Annotated in this window: 19 protein-coding genes; 4 read left to right on the forward strand and 15 right to left on the reverse strand. The window is 63.1% G+C overall.

Annotated elements, in window-relative coordinates; translation table 11 throughout:
* Positions 1-199 precede the first annotated feature (199 nt).
* The 12 genes from AC0L2P_RS09510 to AC0L2P_RS09565 all read right to left on the reverse strand — a co-directional run bounded on the left by AC0L2P_RS09510 (position 200) and on the right by AC0L2P_RS09565 (position 15,114).
* Positions 200-865 (reverse strand): protein-L-isoaspartate(D-aspartate) O-methyltransferase, encoded by a 666-nt coding sequence (locus AC0L2P_RS09510; RefSeq protein WP_473500983.1) that lies wholly within the window; start codon positions 863-865, stop codon positions 200-202.
* Positions 862-1,620: a 5'/3'-nucleotidase SurE gene (gene surE, locus AC0L2P_RS09515; RefSeq protein ID WP_473500984.1), complete on the reverse strand. Its 759-nt coding sequence runs from the start codon at positions 1,618-1,620 to the stop codon at positions 862-864. Before surE ends, AC0L2P_RS09510 begins: the two co-directional genes overlap by 4 nt.
* Positions 1,620-2,924, reverse strand: a complete 1,305-nt coding sequence (gene serS / locus AC0L2P_RS09520; protein ID WP_473500985.1) for a serine--tRNA ligase — start codon at positions 2,922-2,924, stop codon at positions 1,620-1,622. The genes surE and serS overlap by 1 nt, the downstream gene beginning before the upstream one ends.
* Positions 2,925-3,402: 478 nt before the next feature.
* On the reverse strand, positions 3,403-4,266 hold the full coding sequence (gene tatC / locus AC0L2P_RS09525; protein WP_023678927.1) for a twin-arginine translocase subunit TatC: 864 nt from the start codon (positions 4,264-4,266) through the stop codon (positions 3,403-3,405).
* Positions 4,263-4,949, reverse strand: a complete 687-nt coding sequence (tatB, locus tag AC0L2P_RS09530) for a Sec-independent protein translocase protein TatB (protein ID WP_473500986.1) — start codon at positions 4,947-4,949, stop codon at positions 4,263-4,265. The genes tatC and tatB overlap by 4 nt, the downstream gene beginning before the upstream one ends.
* A 28-nt stretch (positions 4,950-4,977) precedes the next feature.
* The gene (locus AC0L2P_RS09535; protein ID WP_254818320.1) at positions 4,978-5,199 is read right to left on the reverse strand and encodes a twin-arginine translocase TatA/TatE family subunit; all 222 of its coding nucleotides are present in this window, start codon (positions 5,197-5,199) and stop codon (positions 4,978-4,980) included.
* Between the two features lie 178 nt (positions 5,200-5,377).
* Positions 5,378-6,157: an SMC-Scp complex subunit ScpB gene (gene scpB, locus AC0L2P_RS09540; RefSeq protein ID WP_473500987.1), complete on the reverse strand. Its 780-nt coding sequence runs from the start codon at positions 6,155-6,157 to the stop codon at positions 5,378-5,380.
* Positions 6,154-6,954, reverse strand: a complete 801-nt coding sequence (locus tag AC0L2P_RS09545) for a segregation and condensation protein A (RefSeq protein ID WP_473501177.1) — start codon at positions 6,952-6,954, stop codon at positions 6,154-6,156. Before AC0L2P_RS09545 ends, scpB begins: the two co-directional genes overlap by 4 nt.
* 58 nt (positions 6,955-7,012) lie before the next feature.
* Complete coding sequence (gene nagZ, locus AC0L2P_RS09550; protein ID WP_473500988.1) at positions 7,013-8,032, reverse strand: beta-N-acetylhexosaminidase; 1,020 nt, start codon at positions 8,030-8,032, stop codon at positions 7,013-7,015.
* 222 nt (positions 8,033-8,254) lie between these two features.
* Entirely contained in the window at positions 8,255-11,977 is a 3,723-nt protein-coding gene (locus AC0L2P_RS09555; protein ID WP_473500989.1) for an SPOR domain-containing protein, read from the reverse strand.
* A gap of 103 nt (positions 11,978-12,080) precedes the next feature.
* Positions 12,081-13,838: an arginine--tRNA ligase gene (argS, locus tag AC0L2P_RS09560; RefSeq protein WP_473500990.1), complete on the reverse strand. Its 1,758-nt coding sequence runs from the start codon at positions 13,836-13,838 to the stop codon at positions 12,081-12,083.
* A gap of 61 nt (positions 13,839-13,899) precedes the next feature.
* Positions 13,900-15,114 (reverse strand): deoxyguanosinetriphosphate triphosphohydrolase, encoded by a 1,215-nt coding sequence (locus AC0L2P_RS09565; protein ID WP_473500991.1) that lies wholly within the window; start codon positions 15,112-15,114, stop codon positions 13,900-13,902.
* A 73-nt stretch (positions 15,115-15,187) separates the two neighbouring features.
* Between AC0L2P_RS09565 and erpA the strand changes: the two genes are divergently transcribed.
* The 4 genes from erpA (at position 15,188) to AC0L2P_RS09585 (ending at position 17,147) form a co-directional block, all read left to right on the forward strand.
* Complete coding sequence (gene erpA / locus AC0L2P_RS09570) at positions 15,188-15,535, forward strand: iron-sulfur cluster insertion protein ErpA (protein WP_352539735.1); 348 nt, start codon at positions 15,188-15,190, stop codon at positions 15,533-15,535.
* Between the two features lie 2 nt (positions 15,536-15,537).
* A complete protein-coding gene (locus AC0L2P_RS09575) occupies positions 15,538-15,927 on the forward strand; it encodes a VOC family protein (protein WP_473500992.1) in 390 nt (129 codons plus the stop codon).
* A 30-nt stretch (positions 15,928-15,957) separates the two neighbouring features.
* Positions 15,958-16,752 carry an exodeoxyribonuclease III gene (xth, locus tag AC0L2P_RS09580; protein WP_473500993.1) on the forward strand — a complete coding sequence of 265 codons (795 nt, stop codon included), beginning with the start codon at positions 15,958-15,960 and terminating at the stop codon, positions 16,750-16,752.
* Positions 16,753-16,829: 77 nt separating this feature from the next.
* Positions 16,830-17,147: a hypothetical protein gene (locus AC0L2P_RS09585; RefSeq protein ID WP_473500994.1), complete on the forward strand. Its 318-nt coding sequence runs from the start codon at positions 16,830-16,832 to the stop codon at positions 17,145-17,147.
* A 23-nt stretch (positions 17,148-17,170) separates the two neighbouring features.
* Here the strand turns inward: AC0L2P_RS09585 and AC0L2P_RS09590 are convergent, their stop codons facing one another.
* The 3 genes from AC0L2P_RS09590 to AC0L2P_RS09600 all read right to left on the reverse strand — a co-directional run bounded on the left by AC0L2P_RS09590 (position 17,171) and on the right by AC0L2P_RS09600 (position 21,217).
* Positions 17,171-18,007: a tetratricopeptide repeat protein gene (locus tag AC0L2P_RS09590; RefSeq protein WP_473500995.1), complete on the reverse strand. Its 837-nt coding sequence runs from the start codon at positions 18,005-18,007 to the stop codon at positions 17,171-17,173.
* Complete coding sequence (gene ilvD / locus AC0L2P_RS09595) at positions 17,994-19,718, reverse strand: dihydroxy-acid dehydratase (protein WP_473500996.1); 1,725 nt, start codon at positions 19,716-19,718, stop codon at positions 17,994-17,996. The genes AC0L2P_RS09590 and ilvD overlap by 14 nt, the downstream gene beginning before the upstream one ends.
* A gap of 278 nt (positions 19,719-19,996) precedes the next feature.
* Positions 19,997-21,217 (reverse strand): outer membrane protein transport protein, encoded by a 1,221-nt coding sequence (locus AC0L2P_RS09600; protein WP_473500997.1) that lies wholly within the window; start codon positions 21,215-21,217, stop codon positions 19,997-19,999.
* Positions 21,218-21,433: the final 216 nt, after the last annotated feature.

The raw sequence follows: 21,433 nt of genomic DNA on the forward strand, positions 1-21,433 counted from the left end.
TAGAGCAATTCCAGGGAACGTGTGAAACGGTTTTCCGTTCGGAATTGCGTCAAAACAAAGAGATAGAGCGGCTCGGCGATTCTATCAAAAGCTAAACCGCTGTAGGGTCTGCGCTACGTCGCTTCGCTCCTCGTCGCGCCCCAGAATGACGAAACAACAGGCTTCGGCTGATCCCCAAGCGGCGCGATGTGCCCGGAAATTAGATCACTGCGGCGACGCCGTGCAGGATCGGCTGCAGGCGCACCAGGCCGATATCCTCGCGTTCGAAGCGGCTGCCGACCTTGGTCAGCTTGGCCAGCACCTGCTCGCCCTCGTCGGGTCCGATCGGCGCGATAACGATGCCGCCGCTCGACAATTGGTCGAGCAGAAAACGCGGCAGGCTGTCGAAAGCCGCCCAGGCGACGATCCGGTCGAACGGCGCTTCGTTGGCCAGCCCGTTGGAACCGTCCGCCTGACGCACGATGACATTGCCGATGGCGAGTGCCTCGACACGCTGCCGAGCCTGTTCGGCCAGCGTCTTGTAACGGTCGATGGTCACGATACGCGCGGCAAGCCGCGACATCACCGCCGCCGTGTAGCCGGACCCGGTGCCGATCTCGAGCACCCGGTTGCCCGGCTCAACGGCAAGTGCCGCGATCACCGCCGCCTGCAGGTCGGCGCCCTCGATGGCCTCGCCGCATTCGATCGGCAGCATACGGTCCGACCAGGCGATCGAGTGAAAATGCGGAGACAGAAAGCCGCGCCGCGGCGTCGCCTCGAAGGCGGCGATCAGCGCCTTCGGCACTGTGCCCCTGCCGCGCAGGCGAAGCAGGAAGGCAGCGAAACCTTCGCGGTCGTCGACCGTTGCAGCGTGATTCAAGCTCATGCGAGCGCCTTGGCCAGTTGATCGCGGATTTCATGGGCGGTGAGATCGAGCTGCAGCGGCGTCACCGACACCAGCCGATTGCGCAAGGCATGGAGGTCGGTGCCTTGCTTGCCCTCGACCGGCTCGCGGCCGAAGCGCAGCCAGTAGTAAGGCAAGCCGCGCCCGTCGCGCCGCTCGTCCACCCACAGGCTGTGGACCAGCTTGCCCTGCGAAGTGACCACAGTTCCGGCGATTTCTTCCGGCTCACAATTCGGAAAATTGACGTTGAGCAGCACGCCGTCCGGCAACGGTATGGCGACGAGCTTTTCGAGCAGCGCCGGCGCCAGCGCTTCAGTAGTCTCGTAGGGAACGACGCGGTCCTCGCCGACGTAGGAATAGGCCTGGCTGATGGCGATCGAGCGCACGCCGAGCAGCGCGCCTTCCATGGCGCCGGCGACCGTGCCCGAATAGGTGACGTCGTCGGCGATGTTGGCGCCGGAATTGACGCCGGACAGGATCAGGTCAGGCGCTTCGGGCAGGATCTTCTTCACGCCCATGATGACGCAGTCGGTCGGCGTGCCGCGCACGGCAAAGTGCTTTTCGCCGATTTTCCTGAGCCGCAGCGGCTCCGAGATCGACAGCGAATGCGCATAGCCGGACTGGTCCTGTTCCGGCGCCACCACCCAGACATCGTCCGACAGCGTACGGGCAATGCGTTCCAGTGACGCAAGGCCCTCGGCATGGATGCCGTCGTCGTTGGTCAGAAGGATGCGCATTATTTCGATTCGATCTGTTCCAGACCGCCCATGTAAGGCCGAAGCGCTTCAGGAATGGTTACGCTGCCGTCCTCATTCTGGTAATTTTCGATGACGGCGATCAGAGCGCGGCCGACGGCGGTGCCCGAACCGTTCAGCGTGTGGACGAAGCGGTTGCCCTTGCCGTCCTTGTCCTTGTAGCGGGCGTCCATGCGCCGCGCCTGGAAATCGCTGCATACCGAGCACGACGAGATTTCGCGATAGGCATTCTGGCCGGGCAGCCAGACCTCAATGTCGTAGGTCTTGCGCGCGCCAAAGCCCATGTCGCCGGTGCACAGCGTCATGGTGCGGAACGGCAGGCCGAGACGCTTCAGCACCTCCTCGGCGCATTCGGTCATGCGCTCATGTTCGGCAACCGAAGTCTCCTGGTCGGTGATCGACACCAGCTCGACCTTGTAGAACTGGTGCTGGCGCAGCATGCCGCGCGTGTCGCGGCCGGCCGAGCCCGCCTCCGAACGGAAGCAAGGTGTCAGCGCGGTGTAGCGCAGCGGCAGTTTTTCGTGCGGCGTGATTTCCTCGCGGACGAGGTTGGTCAGCGGCACTTCGGCGGTCGGGATTAGCCCAAGCCTGCCGTCCCCATGCCGAACGAAAAACAAATCCTCCTCGAATTTCGGCAGTTGCCCGGTTCCGAAAAGGACCTCGTCGCGCACCATCAGCGGCGGCTGGATCTCCTCGTAGCCGTGTTCGGTGGTGTGCAGATCCAGCATGAACTGGCCGAGCGCGCGTTCCATCCGCGCCAAGCCGCTTTTGAGCACCGTGAAGCGCGAGCCGGACAGCTTCGCCGCCCGCTCGAAGTCCATCATGCCAAGCGCTTCGCCGATTTCGAAATGCTCCTTCACCCAGTTCGGCCGCGTCGGCAGCTTGCCGACAACGCGCTTGACGACGTTGTCGTGCTCGTCCTTGCCGACCGGCACATCCTCAAGCGGCACATTAGGCAGCACCGCCAACGCGTCGTTCAGCGCCTTGTCGAGCTCGCGCTCGCGTGCCTCGCCGTTCTGGATGAAAGCCTTGATCTCGCCGACCTCGGCCTTCAGCCGTTCGGCAAGGGCGGCATCGCCCGAGCGCATGGCATTGCCGATCTCCTTCGATGCGGCGTTGCGGCGTTCCTGTTTGGCCTGCAGCTCGGTCAGATGCTCGCGCCGCGCCTCATCCCTCGCGATCAAATCATCGACCGTGGACTGCGCCGCCTCAGCCGACCACGAGCGCTTCTGGAGCGCCTTGACAAGGGCCTTCGGGTTCTCGCGAATCCATTTGATGTCAAGCATGGTCTGTTCGTCCTCAGGGGGCATGTCGCCCAAAATGCGCAGCGTTTGTGGGGCAACGATATGCCCAAAACAAAGACCAGGGGCGTAAACCGCATCTTTCATTGATGCAAGATGTCAGGCCGAGTTCCTTCGCGCCCCCTCTGTCCTGCCGGACATCTCCCCCAACGGGTGGGGAGATCGGCCGTCACTGCGGCTTTCGCCAATCTCCAGCGCTGAAAAAAGCAAGCCGTCGGCCAAGCCGCCAATCTCCCTCCTTGTGGGGGAGATGTCCGGCAGGACAGAGGGGGGCGCTGTCCCGCCGACATCAGCCGGCAACGCAGGAACTTTCAAAAGGAAGCAAGAAACAAAAAACCCGCCTCGGCGGGCGGGTCGTTGGAGCCAATTAGCACCATACCCAAATTAGTAGCATAGCTGCCGGCACAAAGCAAGAACAAAGTTGCTGCAGCCGGAAGAAAAAAGCTGCCCGCCTCGACCGAACCTACGTCGAAGACGCGTCCGCCGGCTTTTCGGCCACCTCTTCGGTGGCGTCCTGCTTTTCGCGGGCCACGCGGTCGCGCTCCTTGCTGCGCTCGATCAGCCGGGCCGACCAGATCGAGACCTCGTAGAGCAGGATCGTCGGAATGGCGAGGCCGATCTGGCTCATCGGGTCGGGCGGCGTCAGCACCGCCGCCACCACGAAGGCGATGACGATCGCCCATTTGCGCTTCTCGGCCAATGCCGTGGACGACAGCATACCGACCCGCGTCATCAGGCTTGTCACCACCGGCAGTTGGAACACCAGGCCGAAGGAGAAGATCAGCGTCATGATCAGGCTGAGATATTCGGACACTTTCGGCAGCAGCGAAATCTGCACCTGGTCGTTGGTGCCGGTCTGCTGCATGGCGAGGAAGAACCACATCACCATCGGCGTGAAGAAGAAATAGACCAGCGACGCGCCCATCAGGAACAGGATCGGCGAGGCGATCAGGAACGGCAGGAAGGCATTGCGTTCGTTCTTGTAGAGGCCGGGCGCGATGAATTTGTAGATCTGCGTGGCGATCAGCGGAAAGGCAATAACCATGCCGCCGAACATGGCGAGCTTGACCTGGGTAAAGAAGAATTCCTGCGGCGCCGTATAGATCAGCTCGACCTTGTGCGGGTCGAGCCCGGCCCATTGGGTCGCCCATCTGAACGGAATGACCAGAAGGTTAAACAGCCGCTTGGCGAAAAAGAAGCAGACCAGGAAGGCGACGAAAAAACCGCCGATCGACCAGATCAGCCGCCGGCGCAACTCGATCAGGTGCTCCATCAGCGGAGCCGACGATTTTTCTATCTCGTCCTTTTCCTTGTCCGAAACGCTCACTTGGCGGCTCCCGCCGTTTTCCTGGCGGCCGGCTTCTTCGCTGCTGGCGCCAGCTTCTTCGCTGCTGGCGACTGCGTTTTCGGCTCAGCTTTTGCGGCGGCCTTTGGCGCAGCGGTCTTTGCCGGCTTGGCCGGCACGGCGGCCGCGGCTTTCGCGGACGCCGGCTTCTTCTTTGCCGCCGCTGCTTTTTGCGGCACGGCCGCTGCAGCCGTTTGCGCCTGCACCGCCGGCGCCACGACGGACTCGTCCGTCATCGCCGGAAAGGTCGGCGTGGCCGGCGTCGGCTCCGGCGGGTTGACGCCCGGCATCGTCGTTGCGCCGTTCTTCAGCGGCTCGGCTGCCTGCTCCGTCGAAGCGGCGGCATCGACGGCCGGCTTGGGCTTCATCACGGCATCGACGCCGGAACGGACGTCGGCGGCGGCCTGCTCGAATGGATTGAGCTGCTTCCTGATCTCGGCTGCCGGATTGAGGCTTCTCAGCGAATCCACCGACTTCTTGACGTCATCGAGCTCGGCTTCCTTCAACGCATCGTTGAACTGCCGCTGGAAATCGGACGCCATGGCGCGCAGCTTCGCCGTCGTGCGGCCGAAGGTGCGCAGCATGTTGGGCAAATCCTTGGGTCCGACGACCACGATCATGACGATCGCGATCACCAGCATCTCGGTCCAGCCGACTTCGAACATGGCTATACGTTCCGACTAAAGTTTGGGCTCAGCCTTTGCTGGCTTTTTCCTTCGGTACCGAAACGGTTTCGTCGGCACGGTGTTCGACGGTGCGCTTGTCCTCGGCAGTCTCGTCGTCGGCCATGCCTTTTTTGAAGCTCTTGATGCCCTTGGCCATGTCGCCCATCAACTCGGGGATCTTGCCGCGGCCGAAGACCAGCAGCACGATCACCAGAACGATCATCCAGTGCCAAATCGAAAATGAACCCATAGCAAATCTCTCTCGAACGGTTTCCCAGACGCTGATCTATGCGCTTTCGGGTTCGGATTCAAACAGAACTGCGACAGAGTTCATGAATGAGCGGCCGAAGTCACGCACTTTCGGCACGCTGGTCCGCTACCAATCGGCGCAGTTCCATCCTGCCTGTGGCTTTAAGATGGCGCTCGGCTCAATCTTCCGTGACGCGCGGCGTCAAAAGACCGAGTTCCTCGAGGTCGATGTCGGTCAGCGGGTCCTCGTCGTCGGTGAGCGTATCGGGGTCGGCCGGCGGCAGCGGCACCGAGAAATTCGACGGCATGCGGCCGGACAGCAGCCCCGCACCCTTCAATTCCTCCATGCCGGGGAGATCGCGTATCTCCTCAAGCGCGAAATGGTCGAGGAAAATGTCGGTCGTGCCATAGGTGACGGGACGGCCGGGGGTGCGGCGCCGGCCGCGCATCCTCACCCATTCGGTCTCCATCAGCGTGTCGAGCGTCCCCTTTGACGTCTCGACGCCGCGGATGTGCTCGATCTCGGCACGCGTTACCGGCTGGTGGTAGGCGATGATCGCCAGCACTTCGAGGGCAGCGCGGGACAGTTTGCGCTGCTGAACGGTATCCCGGCTCATCAGGAAGGCGAGGTCGCCGGCGGTGCGAAACGCCCAGGCATCGCCGACGCGCACCAGATTGACGCCGCGCCGCGCATAGATCTGCTGCAGTTCGGCCATTGCCGCGGCAATGTTGATGCCGTCCGGCAGTCGCGAAGTGAGCTGTTTTTCGCTGACCGGCTCGGCGCTGGCGAATACGATCGCCTCGGCCATCCGTACGGCCTCCGCCATATGCAGCCGCTCGCCGGGATTCCGAGACAAATTCAGCCCCTGATTTTGTGCCGGGTTCTCGGCGACCGCGCCTTGCTCGGCGTCGTCGTCGACCTTGAACGGAATGACCGAAGCGTTGGCGCGTTCGCTCATGGTGTCACCTCGACTATCTTGATGGCCTGGGCGCGGCCGCGCAGATAAAGCGGCGCGAACACCTGGTCCTGCCGCATTTCCATCTTGCCTTCGCGCACCAGTTCCAGCGTCGCCGCAAACGAGCTGGCAACCGCAGTGCGCCGCTCTTCCGGGCCGGCAAGATATTCGACCAGGAAACTGTCGAGTGCCGTCCAGTCGCGCAGCGATCCGATCAGCCTGGTCAGCACGTCGCGCGCATCCTTGAGCGACCACACGCCACGCCTGGCGATCGTCACATTGGTGATCGCCTGCTTCTGGCGCTGCTGCGCATAGGCGGTCAACAGGTCGTAGAGCGAGGCCGAATAGGCATTGCGCTTCTCGACGATGATCATTTCCGGCATGCCGCGTGCAAACACGTCGCGTCCGAGCCGGTTGCGGTTGACCAGCCGTGCCGCCGCGTCGCGCATCGCCTCCAGCCGCTTCAGCCGGAACTGCAGCACCGCCGCCAGCTCCTCGCCGCTTTCGCCTTCGTCGCCGGGCTGCTTGGGGATCAGAAGCTTCGACTTGAGAAACGCCAGCCACGCCGCCATCACCAGATAGTCGGCGGCAAGCTCCAGCCTCAGCGCCCTCACCTTCTCGACGAACGCCAGATACTGTTCGGCCAGCGCCAGGATCGAGATGCGCGACAGGTCGACCTTCTGGTTGCGGGCAAGATGCAGCAGAAGATCGAGCGGACCTTCGAAACCGGCCACGTCGACGACCAACGCCGGATCGCCGGTCACCCGGGAATCGTCGTTCTCGGCCCACAGGCGGTCCATCGGTGCGGCCTTGCCGGCCTTCAGGTCCAATGTTTCCGCCACTTCGCTTCCTTTGATGCTAGGCTACCGCGTCGAAATAACTGGCAAATTCGGCCCGAATCTCGGTCTCGTCCGCTACGTCACGGTTCCTGATATAGGTCAGCGCCCGCTCCGCGCGCTCAAACGACTTGCCTTCAAGCCCGGTCGTGCGCGATGCAATGCCGGCCATCTCCTCGAATACGCCGTTGCAGTGAAGGACCAGATCGCAGCCCGCCGCAAGGATAGCGGCCGCCTTTGACGGGAAATCCCCAGAAAGTGCCTTCATCGAGGTGTCGTCGCTCATCAACAGCCCGTCGAAGCCGATTTCGCCGCGGATGATCTTTTCGATGACCTTGCCGGATGTCGTGGCCGGGTTCTTCGGGTCGATCGCGCTATAGACGACATGCGCCGTCATCGCCATCGGCAAACGGTTGAGCTCCCTGAACGGCGCAAAATCATGCCGCTGCAGGTCGCCGATCGAGGCGTCGACGGTCGGCAGTTCGAAGTGTGTGTCGGCGAAGGCCCTGCCATGACCGGGAATATGCTTCATCACCGGCAGCACGCCGCCCGCCATCAGACCTTCCGCCGCGGCGCGGCCCAATTCGACGACGGCACGCGGCTCCTTGCCATAGGCGCGCGCGCCGATGACGTCGCTGGCGCCCTCGATCGGGACGTCGAGCACCGGCAGGCAATCCGCCGTGATGCCGTAGCGCAGCAGATCGAAGGCATGCAGCCGCGCCATCAGCCAGGCGGCACGGGTGCCGGCGTCATGATCGTCGCGCCACAAGGCACCGAGTGCGCCGGCAGCCGGATAGTTGGGCGCCAGCGGCGGCCGCAGGCGCTGCACCCGGCCGCCCTCCTGGTCGATGAATACGGGCGCATCCGCACGCCCGACGCAGTCGCGCATGGCGGCGACCAGATCGCGGATCTGCTCGGTCTCGCCGATATTGCGCGCAAACAGGATGAAGCCCCACGGGCATTCGTTGCGGTAGAAACGGATCTCGTCGCGGGTTAGTGATTTCCCGGCGCAGCCAAGGATCATCGATTTTGATTCGGTCATGCGGGACAGTTTAGAGCTTCGCGCCGACAAAGGGAATCGCCCGCAATTGCCTTCAGAGGTTTCCGCTCACGCCAAAAAGCCGGCGCGGCCGCCGGCTTTTTTTCGAAGGGCTTTGGTGCCGCTAGAGCGGTTCACGTATCACGAAAACACCGAACCGCTCTAGCTCTTTGATTCTGCGCAATTCCGGACGGAAAACCGTCTCACACTTTTCCTGGAATTGCTCTAGTGGGACACGAAGCAATTGCCGCCCGCGGCCTTGTAGCTGGTGCACAGTTTGATCGCCTCGTTGCGAGATTGCGCCGGAACGCGGACGCGGTAGAATGTGCCCTTGCCGGCAATCTCGGCCTTGACGATGTTGGCGGTGCGGCCGGAAAGCACGCTGCCGTAGCGGCGCTGCAGATCCTGGTAAGTCGCCTGGGCGCTTTCGACGGTCGGCTGCGAAGCGATCTGTATCGACCACGAACCATCCCCGGCCGCGGCCGGATCGATGGAAGCTACCTGGTCGGGCTTGACCTCGCCGACCACGTCGACCGGCTGGTCGGACGGACGCTGCGGCGCCACGGGGACCGTAGCCGGGGTGCTGGCGGACTGCTGGCTGGCTGACGGCTGGGCCTTGGCTTCGGCCTTTGTGTCGGGCTTGGGCGCCGGCTGCAGTTTAAAGGTTTCGGCCTGGTCGCCGCTCGCCTGGTCGCCACCGGGCTGGTCGCCAATCTTCGGATCACCAATCTTCGGATCACTTGTCATTTGGTCGATCAAGGGCACGGTGCCGGTCTGCGCGGCGGCGTCGGCCTGGGCGGACGGGGCCACGTGTTGCGGCGCCGGATCGGCCGGCTCGGCAGCGGCCACCTGCGGAGCGGCCGGCGCCGGATCCTCGCGCGCCACCAACGAGCCGTCAGGTTTCACAACCATGGTCCGTACCTTGCGCGGCGCAACGGCGACGGTCTCGGGAGTAGCACCCTTCTCCGCCTCCTGCAGAACCTGCGCGATTCGATCCTCGGATTTGGGCGCCGGTGCGGCGGCAGTTTCGGTATCGACAGCAGCATTGGCGCCAAGCGCATTGGTGTCAGGCGCGTTGGTGTCAGCCCCTGGGATACCAGACGCGTCGGTGTCGGACGCCACGGTGCCGGGCGCGTCGATATCGTCGGCGGCATCGGGGTCATTGGGCGAAAGATCGACGACGCGGCTCTCCGGTTCGTTGGCCTTCAGGTCCACAGGCTCTTCGGTATTGGTGACCAGCTTCTGCTGAACCGGCTCGGCGGGCTTGGTGCCCTTGACCACTGCGTCATAGACCTTGTTGTCCTGGTTCGGCACGACGGTGCCGCCTGGATTTTCCGGCTTGATTTTGATCGGCCCGTTGTCGGCCTTGACGATAACCGGCGCATCGCCGCTCTTGCCGCCGAGAGTCAACGCAAAGGCGCCAAGGCCCCCGGCGATCGCCACTGCGCCGACCACCGCTCCTATCAACAGCCCGCGCCTGCGCGGCCGCCTTTCGGCCTCGCGTTCGGCGAGGCCCGGGACCGACATTTCCTCGTCCAGCTCGGGATCGTAGTCGAGCTCATCGAAGGTGAAATCGTTGGCTTGCGAAACCGGCTGGCCAGCGGGCAATGGGCCCAGATCGAAACCGTCCGCTGCATCGGCATAGGAAGCGGCCGCCGCGCTGACGGGGGCCTCCGCAGGCTTGGCGCCATAGGCGCGCGTCTCGCTACGATCTTGCTTATAGCCAGATGCGAAGCCGGCGTCGTATTCATCGTCATAGCCAGCACTGCGCACCGGGGCAGGCGCTATATCCGTGGCATTCATTTCGGTGAGAAGGTTGGCAAAATCGGCATCAAGATCGTCGTAGGCGGGCGCCACCGGCTCGTCATCGTCGAAGTCGAGCTCCGGAATGTCGAGATCGTCCGCCAGCGCCACGACGCGCTCAGGCACGTCGACCGTCTCGACATCGGGCATCTCGTCATAGGCGGAGGGCTGTTGATGCGAAGCTGGCGCAGCCTCTGTGTAGGCTGGCCGATCCTCATAGGAGCGCCTGTCCTCACGGGATGCCTGGCTTTCGTAGGACGGCCTGTCTTCGACCGGTGCGGCCCGATAGGACGGCGTTGCAGCAGGCTGCGGCGGTGGTGCCCGACGCGCCGAAGCGACCGGCTGGCTTGCAAAAGCGGGCTGAGGCTGTGCGACCGGTGTCACGCGGCTCCACGAGCGGGCCGGCTCGGGCGCTGTGGCGCGTGTTGTCAGCCAGTTCAGCGCATCGAGCGGGTCTTCTTCGGCAGCAGCTGCCGCACTCTTGTCGGCCGAGTCATGATCCAGGCCGATATTCCTGGCGAAGTCGGCATCGAGCGCATCGCTGTCGAGATCATCCTCAGGTCCGGCGGCGGCTTCAACACCGAAATCCTCGCCTTCAAGCTCATCGAGGAGGGCACTGCCAAGATCGACGTCATCGGCGGCACTGGACTGGTGCGGCTCAGCCGGCTCGTGCTCGTCGAGTTCCCAATCCAGCTCGTCGACAGGATGCACCGGTTCGTTGGTGACGTCTTCAGCCGCCGCCGTTGGTTGTTCAGCAACCACTGCTGGCTTCTGAATTACCGACGCGATGGGCGGCTGAGCAGCCATCACGGGCTTCTGGCCAGGCTGCTGGGCATACTGCTGGTTTCTCTGAGGTTCGTTGACCGCTTGTGCCGGCCGTGTGCTCATCGCACCCAGCAGCGCGTTCAGCTCGTCTTCCAGGCTGCGTTCTTCAGCCCGTTCCTCAGCCGCTGGGGCAGGCGTGGGGACGACAGCGGCGGCCGGCGCCGCTGGATCGGCCGCAACGACCTGCGCCACGGCCTCTTCGGCGTCCTCGGCAGGCGCATCTTCGAAGCTCAGATCGAAATCGTCGTCGAACGCCGCTTCAGCGGCCGTGCCGGAAAGCCGGGCGGCCTCTGGCTCTTCGATCGACAGCTCGTCGATAAACTCTGGTTCTTCGATTTCGGCAGGTTCGTTCGGGCGAACGTCGAAGTCCAGGTCGATATCGGCCATGGCCTCATCGAAATGGCCGGCAATATCCTCATCAGCCGAAACCGCCTCAACCGGCAATGCCGGGGCGGCGATGTTTTCCGCCGGCTCCTGCTCGTCGAACATCAGCTCGTCTTCGAGCGAGCTTGCAACGGCATCGTCGAACTCATCATCGAACGCAGGCGCGGCGGCTTGCACCGCGGTGTCAACGGCGACCGCCTGCTCCATCGGCTCATGCTCTTCGAGCGTCAGCTTGTCTTCAAGCGAACTTGCCACGGCGTTGTCGAACTCATCGTCGAAGGCGGGGTCGAAGGCCGGCTCGTCGACCGGCTCGACCGCCTCGGCTGCGGCCCGGAGTTCATCCTCGCCCGTCACCGCGACCTTGGCCGTCACATCGTCGTCGAGCCGAAATCCCTGGTCGACAGACGCGGCAAGTTCGTCGTCACTCGACAGGTCGTCCTCGAACGGCGACACGTCTTCGAGCGAGCCGGCGACGGCGTTATCGAACTCGTCGTCGAATTCCGGCTCGACAGCGGGAGCGAACGGCCTTTCGGCGGCGGAGGCAATTTCGTCGGCGGCAACAGGGGCGGCCGCAACAGGAACACCATCGTCCACCGCACTGTCGTCGAACGCGAAATCCTGTTCGAACGAGGCGGCAAGCGCGTCCTCCATTTCGTCGGCGGCGGCCGGTTCGGGTGTCGGCTCGCGAAGCTTAGCAGGGGAAGTATTGTCATTTGCGTCGCCGCCGAATTCGCCCATCAACTCCTTCTCGAGATCGATGTCGAAATCGGCCTCATCCACCGACGGTTCGGCGGCAGCGGTTTTCGGCTGGGCCGGCGTTTGCGGTTTGACCGGCTGGCGCGGGTCGAACCCCATGATCCTGGTCAGTTCCGCGAACGGATCATCGTTGGCGATGTCGTTGTGGTCGGCTGCTCTCAGCTGGGTTCTGTCTGCCATTATTGTTCCCGAACTCGCACTCATTCGGACGCCATGGACGTCGCGTAGGGTTGGCCCTTACCAGCGCAATGTGGGCAAAAGGTGACAGGTTTTTTACTCAAACCTAACGCATTTCGGTGGGCGCATTGGCTCCGATCAGCGTCAGGCCGGACGTCAAAACGTCCGAAACAGCCTGCACCAGCCCTAGTCTGGCATGCGTCAATTGTCGGTCGTTAACCTTAACAAAACGTAAGTCGGCATTATCGGTGCCCCGGTTCCAGTGTCCGTGGAAGCTGGAAGCGAGTTCGTAGAGGTAAAATGCCAGCCGGTGGGGCTCAAGCGCGAGCGCCGCGGCTTCGATCAGCCGAGGATATTCGGCGAGCTTCCTGATCAGGCCGATCTCCCCCTCGTCGGTCAGCAAAGCCACTTCGGCGGCCAGCTGGTTACGGTCGAACATGGCCTCGCCCAATTGCTCGCTCGCCTGCCGGAACACCGAATGGCAGCGCGCCGAGGCGTACTGCACGTAGAACACCGGATTGTCCTTCGACTGCTCGGTCACCTTGGCGAAATCGAAGTCGAGCGGCGCGTCGTTCTTGCGGTAGAGCATCATGAAGCGGATCGGGTCGCGGCCGACTTCCTCGACCACTTCGCGCAAGGTCACGAATTCGCCTGACCGCTTCGACATGCGCACCGGCTCGCCGGCGCGAAACAGCCGCACCAGCTGGCAAAGCAGCACGGTAAGCTTTACCTCGTCGCCGGCAATTGCCCGGGCAAGCGCTTCCAGCCGTTTCACATAGCCGCCATGATCGGCGCCAAGCACATAGATCAGATCGACGAAGCCGCGATCGACCTTGTCCTTGAGATAAGCAACGTCGGCGGCGAAGTAGGTGAAGGTGCCGTCCGACTTGACCAGCGCGCGGTCCATGTCGTCGCCGACCGCGGTCGAGCGGAACAGCGTCTGCTCGCGGTCCTCCCAGTCGTCCGGCTTCTCGCCCTTAGGCGGCGGCAGCTTGCCCTTGTAGATGTGGCCCTTCAGTGTCAGGTCGCTGATCGCCGAGCGGATCTTCTTGGCATTGTTGGCATGCAGCGTCCGTTCGGAGAAGAAGACGTCGTGATGCACGTTGAGCAGCGCCAGATCCTCGCGGATCATCGCCATCATCGCATCGATCGTCCTGTCCTTGACGATGGCAAGCGCCTCCTCGTCCGGCATCTGCAGCAGGGAGCGGCCGAATTCGTTGGCCAGCGCCTGACCAACGGGGATCAGATAGTCGCCTGGATAAAGCCCGGCCGGAATATCGCCGATCTCATCGCCAAGCGCCTCGCGGTAGCGCAGCAGGGCTGAGCGTCCGAGCACGTCGATCTGCGAACCGGCATCGTTGATGACGTATTCCTTGGTGACGTCGTAACCGGCGAAGGCCATCAGATTGGCCAGCGCGTCGCCGACCACAGCACCCCGGCAATGGCCGACATGCATAGGCCCGGTCGGGTTGGCCGAGACATATTCGACATTGGTCTTCTTGCCGCCGCCGACCGTCGAGCGGCCGTAGTTGCGGCCTTCGCCGAGCAGCGCCGTCAGATGCGCCTGCCAGAAACCGTCCTTGAGCCTGAGATTGACAAAGCCCGGACCGGCGATCTCGGCGGCCGCGATATCCTCGTCGGCGCGCAGCGCCTCAGCCAGCCTTTCGGCCAGCGCGCGCGGGTTCTGGCCGGTCGGCTTGGCCAACACCATGGCAGCGTTGGTCGCGAGGTCGCCATGACTGGCATCGCGCGGCGGCTCGACGGCAATGCGCGACAGGTCCGGCGACACGCCAGCCTTGTCTTTCAAATCAAGCGCTTCGACGGCCTTTATGATTCGCGCGTTGAAATCGGCGAAGATGTTCATTGCTGTGGCTCTGACGGTTTTGCAGGGATCCGGCTCGTTGGCCGGCAAAATCGCGCCCGCCCTAGCTCAAATCCGGCGTATGGTCAAACAAACGCCTGTGTTCCTTGAGCGCATAAGTGTCCGTCATGCCGGCCAGGAAATCGGCAACACTGCGCGCCTTGACGCGATCCTCCGCCCGGTCGAGCCCTTCGCGCCAGCCATCCGGCATGGCGCGCGGATCGGCGAAATAGACGTCGAACAGGTCCCTGACGATCTGGTCGGCGTCGGCGCGCACCCGCATGACCTCCGCATGCCGGTAGAGGTGCTTGTAGAGAAAGGCCTTCAGCTCCTTTTCCGATGCGGCCGTCTCGGCGGAGAAGCTCACCATCGGCTCGCCGGCCTCCCTTACCGCTTCGGCGCTGCCGGCCTTGATGCGCGCCAGATTGGCTGTCGTCGAGACGATCACGTCCTCGACCATGATGGTGATCTGCCGACGCATCAGCTCGTGGCCGGTGCGTACGTCATCGAGCGCCGGATAGCGCTCACGCACCCCCTTGAGGATCGATCCCGGCAGCGAGACATCCTCCAGCATATCCAGCGTCAACAGCCCTGCCCTCAAGCCGTCATCGATGTCATGGGTGTTGTAGGCGATGTCGTCGGCAATCGCCGCGCACTGCGCCTCGATACCGGCGAAGCGGTCGAGCTCGAGGTCGTGCAGTTCGGAATAGTCGCGGATTGCCTGCGGCACCGGCCCCTTCAGCCCTTTCCCCTTGCCATCGGTCAGCGGGCCATTGTGCTTGACCAGCCCCTCCAGCGTTTCCCAGGTGAGGTTCAGCCCGTCGAACTCGGCATAGCGCCGCTCCAGCCGCGTCACCACACGCAGCGACTGCGCATTGTGGTCGAAGCCGCCCCAGGCGGCCATCTTGTCGTTCAGCGCGTCCTCGCCGGTATGGCCGAAGGGCGTGTGCCCGAAGTCGTGCACCAGCGCCACCGCCTCGGCCAGGTCATCGTCGCCGCGCAGCGCCCGCGCCAGAGCGCGTGCGATTTGCGCTACCTCAATCGAATGCGTCAGCCTCGTGCGGTAATGGTCGCCCTCGTGCGCGACGAACACTTGCGTCTTGTGCTTCAGCCGGCGGAACGCCGTCGAATGGATGATGCGGTCGCGGTCGCGCTGGAACGGCGTGCGCGTCGGGCTTTCCACCTCGTCGAACAGTCGCCCGCGCGACTTCGCCGGGTCGCTGGCATAGGCCGCGCGCGGCCGATAGCCGAATCCGATGTCGCCCAACTCGTTGGTCATAGCGTATGCCGCAGTTGACTTGCCCCGTCGCGCTTCATACCTATCATACAAAACCGAATGCAAGGTGACGCCCATGGGCGCTGATGCCAAGACCGCCATGAAAGTCGAGATGACAGACGCCGCCGCCAGGCGGATCGCCAAGATCGTGGCGAGCGAAGCCGGTAAGACCGCGCTGCGCGTCTCGGTCGAGGGCGGCGGCTGTTCCGGCTTCTCCTACAAGTTCGACCTAGTCGACGGGCGCAATGATGATGACGTCGCCATCGAAAAGGACGGCGCCACCGTGCTGATCGACGACCTGTCGCTGGTCTATATGGGCGGCTCGGTGATCGATTTCGTTGATGATCTGATGGGCCAGTCGTTCCAGATCAGAAACCCCAATGCGGTCGCCTCCTGCGGCTGCGGCACCAGCTTCTCAATCTAGAAATGCCAGACATCGGCGCGGTCCGTCAGGTCGCGCTTTCCGCCGGGCGCGACCTCGATGCGACGCTGGCGTTCTGGCGCGAGGTGCTCGGCATGAACCTGCATGCGCGGTTCGATCCGCCGGGCATCGCCTTCATCATGGCCGGTGACGTGCGCCTGCTTTTCACCGACGGCCTGCCGGCCGGCACCGTCTACCTCGACATATCGGGCCTCGAAGAGTTCCACGCTTCGGCAAAGACCGCCGGCGTCCCCTTCACCGCGCCGCCGGCGCTCGTCCATCGCGACACCGAAGGCCTGTTCGGCCAGGCAGGGGAAAGCGAATGGATGGCCTTCCTAAAGGACCCGGCAGGCAATACGATCGGCCTCGTCGAACGTCATCCACCGGATCGCTAGTCTCCGGACCACCAGCCTATCGAGGCCCCTATGAAAATCGTCACCTGGAACATCAACGGCGTTCGCGCACGCATCGGCAATTTGACCCATTGGCTGATGGAAAGCGCGCCCGACATCGCCTGCCTGCAGGAGATCAAGACGGTCGACGAGCAGTTTCCCCGCGCCGAGATCGAGGCGCTCGGCTACAACGTCGAGACTTACGGCCAAAAAGGCTTCAACGGCGTCGCCATCCTGTCGAAGCTTCGTTTCGATGAGGTCAATCGCGGGTTGCCGGGCGACGATGCCGACGAGCAGGCGCGTTTCATCGAGGGCGTGTTCTCGACCGACAAGGGCGCCTTGCGCGTTGCCTCGATCTATCTGCCGAACGGCAACCCGATCAACGACGAGAAGAAGTTCTCCTACAAGCTTTCCTGGATGGCGCGGCTGGAGCGCTGGGCCGAGGAGCGACTTGGCCTGGAAGAGCCGCTGGTCCTGGCCGGCGACTACAATGTCATCCCCGAGCCGATCGACGCGAAATATCCGGAAAACTGGCTAAGCGATGCACTGTTCCAGCCCGCGACGCGGCAGGCGTTCCGGCGGCTGAAGAATCTCGGCTTCACCGAGGCCGTGCGTGCCGTCACCGACGCCCCGGACATCTTTACGTTCTGGGACTATCAGGCCGGCGCCTGGCAGAAGAACAACGGCATCCGCATCGACCACCTGCTGTTGTCGCCCGAAGCCGCCAACTGGTTTTCCTCGGCTTCGATCGAAAAGCAGGTGCGCGCCTGGGAGAAACCCTCCGACCACGTGCCGGTGGCGATCGATCTGGCGCTGCGGCCAGCCTGACCGGAGCTGCTGTCCGGCGACACATTGATAAGTTGACGTTTTGTCGCCACAAATCGCGCGCTTGATGAGAAATCATCATGGTGGCTGGGGTTCCCATGACTACTCGATTTGCACTCTGCCCGATCGGCTGCGCGCTTGCGATGGCGGTGGCGACGCCGGCTTTCGCCGATGCAGAGTGCCTTGCCAACGGCAAATCATTCGAGATCGGCCGGGTCGCCTGCCTGACGCTTGCCGGCCAAAGCTACCTCGCCCGCTGCGAGATGGTGCTCAACAACACGTCCTGGACAAAGCAGCGGGATGGCTGCCCGGAGAACACGCTGGCCCCACATCTGCAGGGCACGCCCATCTCAACACCGGCGCCCGGCGGCGTGCCGGCTGAACCGACCGAGAACTGATCTAAAAACGGAAATTCTGCCGACTATTGGTCGCCGCCACCCTTGGTGAGGATGTCGTCGGCCAGCGAGATCGCGGTGCGGCGGTCAGCTTCGCCGGCGGCGGCAAACGCTTCTTCTTGCATGCCGCGGATCCATGGCTGGTCGGCAGGTGAGGCCCGTTCGAGCGCCGCGGTCATCATCGCCAGCCCCCGCACGATCTTGCCGCTTTGGAAGAGCAAGTTGCCGAGCGTCGCCTGCGCGCCGGCATGGCCCTTTTCGGCGGCCAGCTGGAACCAGCGTCCGGCTTGCTTGACGCTGGCCTTGACGCCGCCCTCGCCCTTGAGGAACATCTGGCCCATCTCGAACTGGGCGTTCGGGTTGCGGTAGTTGGCGGCGGCACGCATGTAATATTCCTGGGCCGCCACTTCGTTCTCCTCGACAGGGCTGCCGGGAATGCCCTTCCTCAGATAGTCGCCAAGCGCCACCAGCGCGTCCGAAACATAGCTTTCCTCGGGCGAACCGGGCTCGACGTCCTGGTCGACGATCTCGCTGAAGAACTTGAACGCCGCGTAGTCGTCTCGCGCCACGCCATCGCCTTCGGCATACATGCGCGCAAGCTTCCAGGTGGCACCGATCTGGCCGTTCTCGGCGGCATATTTATAGGCTTCCGCGGCCTGCTCCTTATGGCCATTCTTGTAGGCGGAAAAGCCGAACTGGAACACCGCCCACGGGCTCGACTGCGGCTTCACGCCGGTCCTATCGTCGAACACCTTGTCGTCGAAAGCCATGGCCTGGCCGACGGCGCCCAAGGTCGCGCCAAACGTGGCGAGCGCAACCAGTGCCGAAAGGACAGACGACCTCAACAACTCAGATGTCCGCATAGCAGTGTGTTTCTTTGGCACCGCCGGGATGGGTGACCGCGCCGTCGCGGGCAGATCCGACCGTCTGTGCGTATTTCCAGATCGCGCCCGACTGATAGTCGGTCGTGCGCGCCTTCCATGCTTTTGCCCTCGCCGCCAGTTCGGCTTTGGACAATGCAACCTCGATCGTGCCGTTCACCGCATCGATCGAGATCAAGTCGCCATCCCTAAGCAGCCCGATCGGGCCGCCCACCGCCGCTTCCGGCCCGACATGGCCGATGCAGAAACCGCGCGTCGCGCCCGAAAAACGCCCGTCGGTGATGAGTGCCACCTTGCCGCCCATGCCCTGGCCGTAGAGCGCCGCCGTCGTCGACAGCATTTCGCGCATGCCCGGGCCGCCGCGCGGACCCTCGTAGCGGATGACGAGAACCTCGCCTTCCCTATAGTTGCGATGCGTAACCGCTTCGAAACATTCCTCCTCCGAATCGAAGCAGCGCGCCGGACCCGAGAATTTGAGCTCCGTCATGCCGGCGACCTTCACGATCGCGCCATCGGGGGCAAGGTTACCCTTCAAGCCCACGACCCCGCCGGTCTGGGTAATCGGCCTGTTGGCGGGACGGACCACATCCTGACTGTCATTCCAGGACACATGTTCCATATTTTCGGCCAAAGTGCGGCCGGTCACCGTCAGGCAATCGCCATGAAGATAGCCATGGTCGAGCAGCGTCTTCATCAAGAGCGGAATGCCGCCGGCCTCGAACATGTCCTTGGCGACATATTTGCCGCCCGGCTTGAGGTCGGCGATATAGGGTGTCTTCTCGAATATCCTGGCCACGTCGAAAAGGTCGAACTTTATTCCGGCCTCGTGCGCGATCGCCGGCAGATGCAGCGCCGCGTTGGTCGAGCCGCCGGTGGCCGAGACCACGGTCGCCGCATTTTCCAACGCTTTCACAGTAACGATGTCGCGCGGGCGGATGTTCCTTGCGATCAGCTCCATGATCTTTTCGCCGGAAGCGAAATTGAAGCGGTCGCGCATCTCGTAGGGTGCCGGCGCGCCGCAGGAATAGGGCAGCGCCAGGCCGATCGCCTCAGCGACGGTGGCCATGGTGTTGGCGGTGAACTGGGCGCCACAGGAGCCGGCCGACGGACAGGCGGCTTGCTCGATCTCGAGCAGCTCGGCGTCACTGATAGTGCCGACCGAGTGCTGGCCGACCGCCTCGAACACGTCCTGCACGGTGATCTGCCGGCCACGGTAGCTGCCGGGCAGGATCGAGCCGCCATAGATGAAGATCGACGGCACGTTGAGGCGCACCATGGCCATCATCATGCCGGGCAGCGACTTGTCGCAACCGGCCAACCCGACCAACGCGTCGTAGCAATGGCCGCGCATGGTGAGCTCAACCGAATCGGCGATAACCTCGCGCGACACCAGCGACGACTTCATGCCTTGATGGCCCATGGCGATGCCGTCGGTGACGGTGATAGTGCAGAATTCGCGCGGCGTGCCGTTGGCGGCCGCCACACCCTTCTTGACCACTTGCGCCTGCCGCATCAGCGAGATGTTGCAGGGTGCGGCCTCGTTCCAGCAGCTGGCGACACCGACGAGCGGCTGCGCGATCTCGGCCGCCGACAGCCCCATAGCATAAAGGTAGGAGCGATGCGGCGCACGCTCGGGACCAACGGTCACGTGGCGGCTCGGCAGCTTGGCCTTGGAGATCGCTCTGGCGTCCATGCTCGTCCTTGCCGCGGGCGGTGCGGCCTGCCTCTTCGCCTAGCCTTTTGGCGCGTGTCCCGAGACAAGTTTGAGGTGCGCCGGGTTTATGGCGGGAAATGGGCAATGTTCCCGGGCGGCCGGGTGGCGCGAGCGTTGTTCAGAAACTGTTGCCAAAACGTCACAATTACAGCAGCGAACATCATGGGGCAATTGTTGCGCCGCCCGAAATGCCAGACGACCCACGGAACGAAACGACCGGGCGGCGCCCGGCCCCTTTGTCATTTAAAAACTTGTAGTTAGAACTTAATCTTAACGGAAGCCGAACCGGCGAGAAGTAGGTCGTTGCCGTAGGTATAGGTGACGGCATTTGCCACGTCGCCGACACCGCTGAAAGTCGATGACCCGCTCGTCAGCACACCGATCGAGCCGCCGAGCCTGACCTCGACCTGGTCGTTCGGCGAATAGGAGACGCCGCTAGCCACGGCCCACGTATCCGACTGATAGCCGGAGGTCGTCGAGGTGCCCCGATCCCAGGTCAGCGAAACCACGCCCGACAAGTGGTCGGTGAACTTGTGGCCGATACCGCCCGTAACCGTCCAACCGTCGCGATAAAGCAGGTCGAATGAAACGGGCGAGGGAGCACCGGTGACCGGGCTGACCACGCCATTGATGGCAATGACGCCAAGCTTGCTCCACTCCTGCCAGCGGATGGAACCAAATGCCAGCCAGCCAGGGGCGATGCCGCTCTGCAGCTTGAGCTCGACAGCTTGAGGTATCTCGGAGGCGGCGGATACCGGGAACACTCCGGTGACGTTACCTAACGGCCCGCCTTGAAAGCCGGTTGAGTCTACGGTTCCCGACAGACCGTCATACTTGTAGCTCGAAGAATACATCAAGCTGCCGCGCAAGGCGATTTCGGGGATTTCATAGGCAGCACCGGCGCGCCAGCCCCACGCCTCGTCGGAAAGCCTGAAAATGCCGAGGCCGGTATTGCCGAAGGCGAGCAGTGTCTGGCGGGACAGAAACGCGTCGACCTGCTGATAGGAGACACCGCCGATGAAACGAACGGCACCTTTGCCCAGATCCACCTTATAGGAGCAGGTGAGGCCGAAATCGTTTGTGTCGACAGAGTATTTGACCGCACTCGGCGAATAGGCGTTGTTCGCGCCGAAATCTGCATCCGCGCCGTACGGTTCGGTATAGGTGGCAAGACAGTCTACCGGCTCAAAAACGTTGGCCTTGATCCCGACATGCGGCACGGCGTAGTCGCCGCCAATCTCCACTGACGAAGACGATAAGGCAACCGGGTATGGTGGAGAATCAAGGCGCTGCACATTCTTGAGTTTGCGCTGGGGCGAGACATAGGTGACGCCCGCGTCGAACGAATATGGCGCCGCGTCGAACAGCTGGTCGATGTTGACGCCGCCCCGGTCAAAGCCCCCGGCTTGCACCGTCCCAACCAAAGCCAGCGAAACAGCCACCGCGCCCAGCAGCGCTTTCGGACGCGAATAACACATGAATCTCCTCCCGAAATATCCTTGCATCAAGCTAGAACCAATTCAGGTTAACGGCGCAACAACGAATTCGCCGTGCGTACATGTACACCTTGGCCGAATGCATTTCCGACAAGGCGTGGGCCCTCTTCACGAGGCGGGAAATGGCCGGCTCAATATAGATCAACAAGAAAAACTGAGGAAAAACGCCTAAATCACTACAGAACAGCGTATTTTGCC

Source organism: Mesorhizobium sp. WSM4836, assembly GCF_055811815.1.

What these genes read in the sequence shown, in the direction of transcription:
- AC0L2P_RS09510 (WP_473500983.1), bottom strand. Translation starts at nt 865, where the DNA reads ATGAGCTTGAATCACGCTGCAACGGTCGACGACCGCGAAGGTTTCGCT.
- surE (WP_473500984.1), bottom strand. Translation starts at nt 1,620, where the DNA reads ATGCGCATCCTTCTGACCAACGACGACGGCATCCATGCCGAGGGCCTT.
- serS (WP_473500985.1), bottom strand. Translation starts at nt 2,924, where the DNA reads ATGCTTGACATCAAATGGATTCGCGAGAACCCGAAGGCCCTTGTCAAG.
- tatB (WP_473500986.1), bottom strand. Translation starts at nt 4,949, where the DNA reads ATGTTCGAAGTCGGCTGGACCGAGATGCTGGTGATCGCGATCGTCATG.
- AC0L2P_RS09535 (WP_254818320.1), bottom strand. Translation starts at nt 5,199, where the DNA reads ATGGGTTCATTTTCGATTTGGCACTGGATGATCGTTCTGGTGATCGTG.
- scpB (WP_473500987.1), bottom strand. Translation starts at nt 6,157, where the DNA reads ATGAGCGAACGCGCCAACGCTTCGGTCATTCCGTTCAAGGTCGACGAC.
- AC0L2P_RS09545 (WP_473501177.1), bottom strand. Translation starts at nt 6,954, where the DNA reads ATGGACCGCCTGTGGGCCGAGAACGACGATTCCCGGGTGACCGGCGAT.
- nagZ (WP_473500988.1), bottom strand. Translation starts at nt 8,032, where the DNA reads ATGACCGAATCAAAATCGATGATCCTTGGCTGCGCCGGGAAATCACTA.
- AC0L2P_RS09555 (WP_473500989.1), bottom strand. Translation starts at nt 11,977, where the DNA reads ATGGCAGACAGAACCCAGCTGAGAGCAGCCGACCACAACGACATCGCC.
- argS (WP_473500990.1), bottom strand. Translation starts at nt 13,838, where the DNA reads ATGAACATCTTCGCCGATTTCAACGCGCGAATCATAAAGGCCGTCGAA.
- AC0L2P_RS09565 (WP_473500991.1), bottom strand. Translation starts at nt 15,114, where the DNA reads ATGACCAACGAGTTGGGCGACATCGGATTCGGCTATCGGCCGCGCGCG.
- erpA (WP_352539735.1), top strand. Translation starts at nt 15,188, where the DNA reads ATGGGCGCTGATGCCAAGACCGCCATGAAAGTCGAGATGACAGACGCC.
- AC0L2P_RS09575 (WP_473500992.1), top strand. Translation starts at nt 15,538, where the DNA reads ATGCCAGACATCGGCGCGGTCCGTCAGGTCGCGCTTTCCGCCGGGCGC.
- xth (WP_473500993.1), top strand. Translation starts at nt 15,958, where the DNA reads ATGAAAATCGTCACCTGGAACATCAACGGCGTTCGCGCACGCATCGGC.
- AC0L2P_RS09585 (WP_473500994.1), top strand. Translation starts at nt 16,830, where the DNA reads ATGGTGGCTGGGGTTCCCATGACTACTCGATTTGCACTCTGCCCGATC.
- AC0L2P_RS09590 (WP_473500995.1), bottom strand. Translation starts at nt 18,007, where the DNA reads ATGCGGACATCTGAGTTGTTGAGGTCGTCTGTCCTTTCGGCACTGGTT.
- ilvD (WP_473500996.1), bottom strand. Translation starts at nt 19,718, where the DNA reads ATGGACGCCAGAGCGATCTCCAAGGCCAAGCTGCCGAGCCGCCACGTG.
- AC0L2P_RS09600 (WP_473500997.1), bottom strand. Translation starts at nt 21,217, where the DNA reads ATGTGTTATTCGCGTCCGAAAGCGCTGCTGGGCGCGGTGGCTGTTTCG.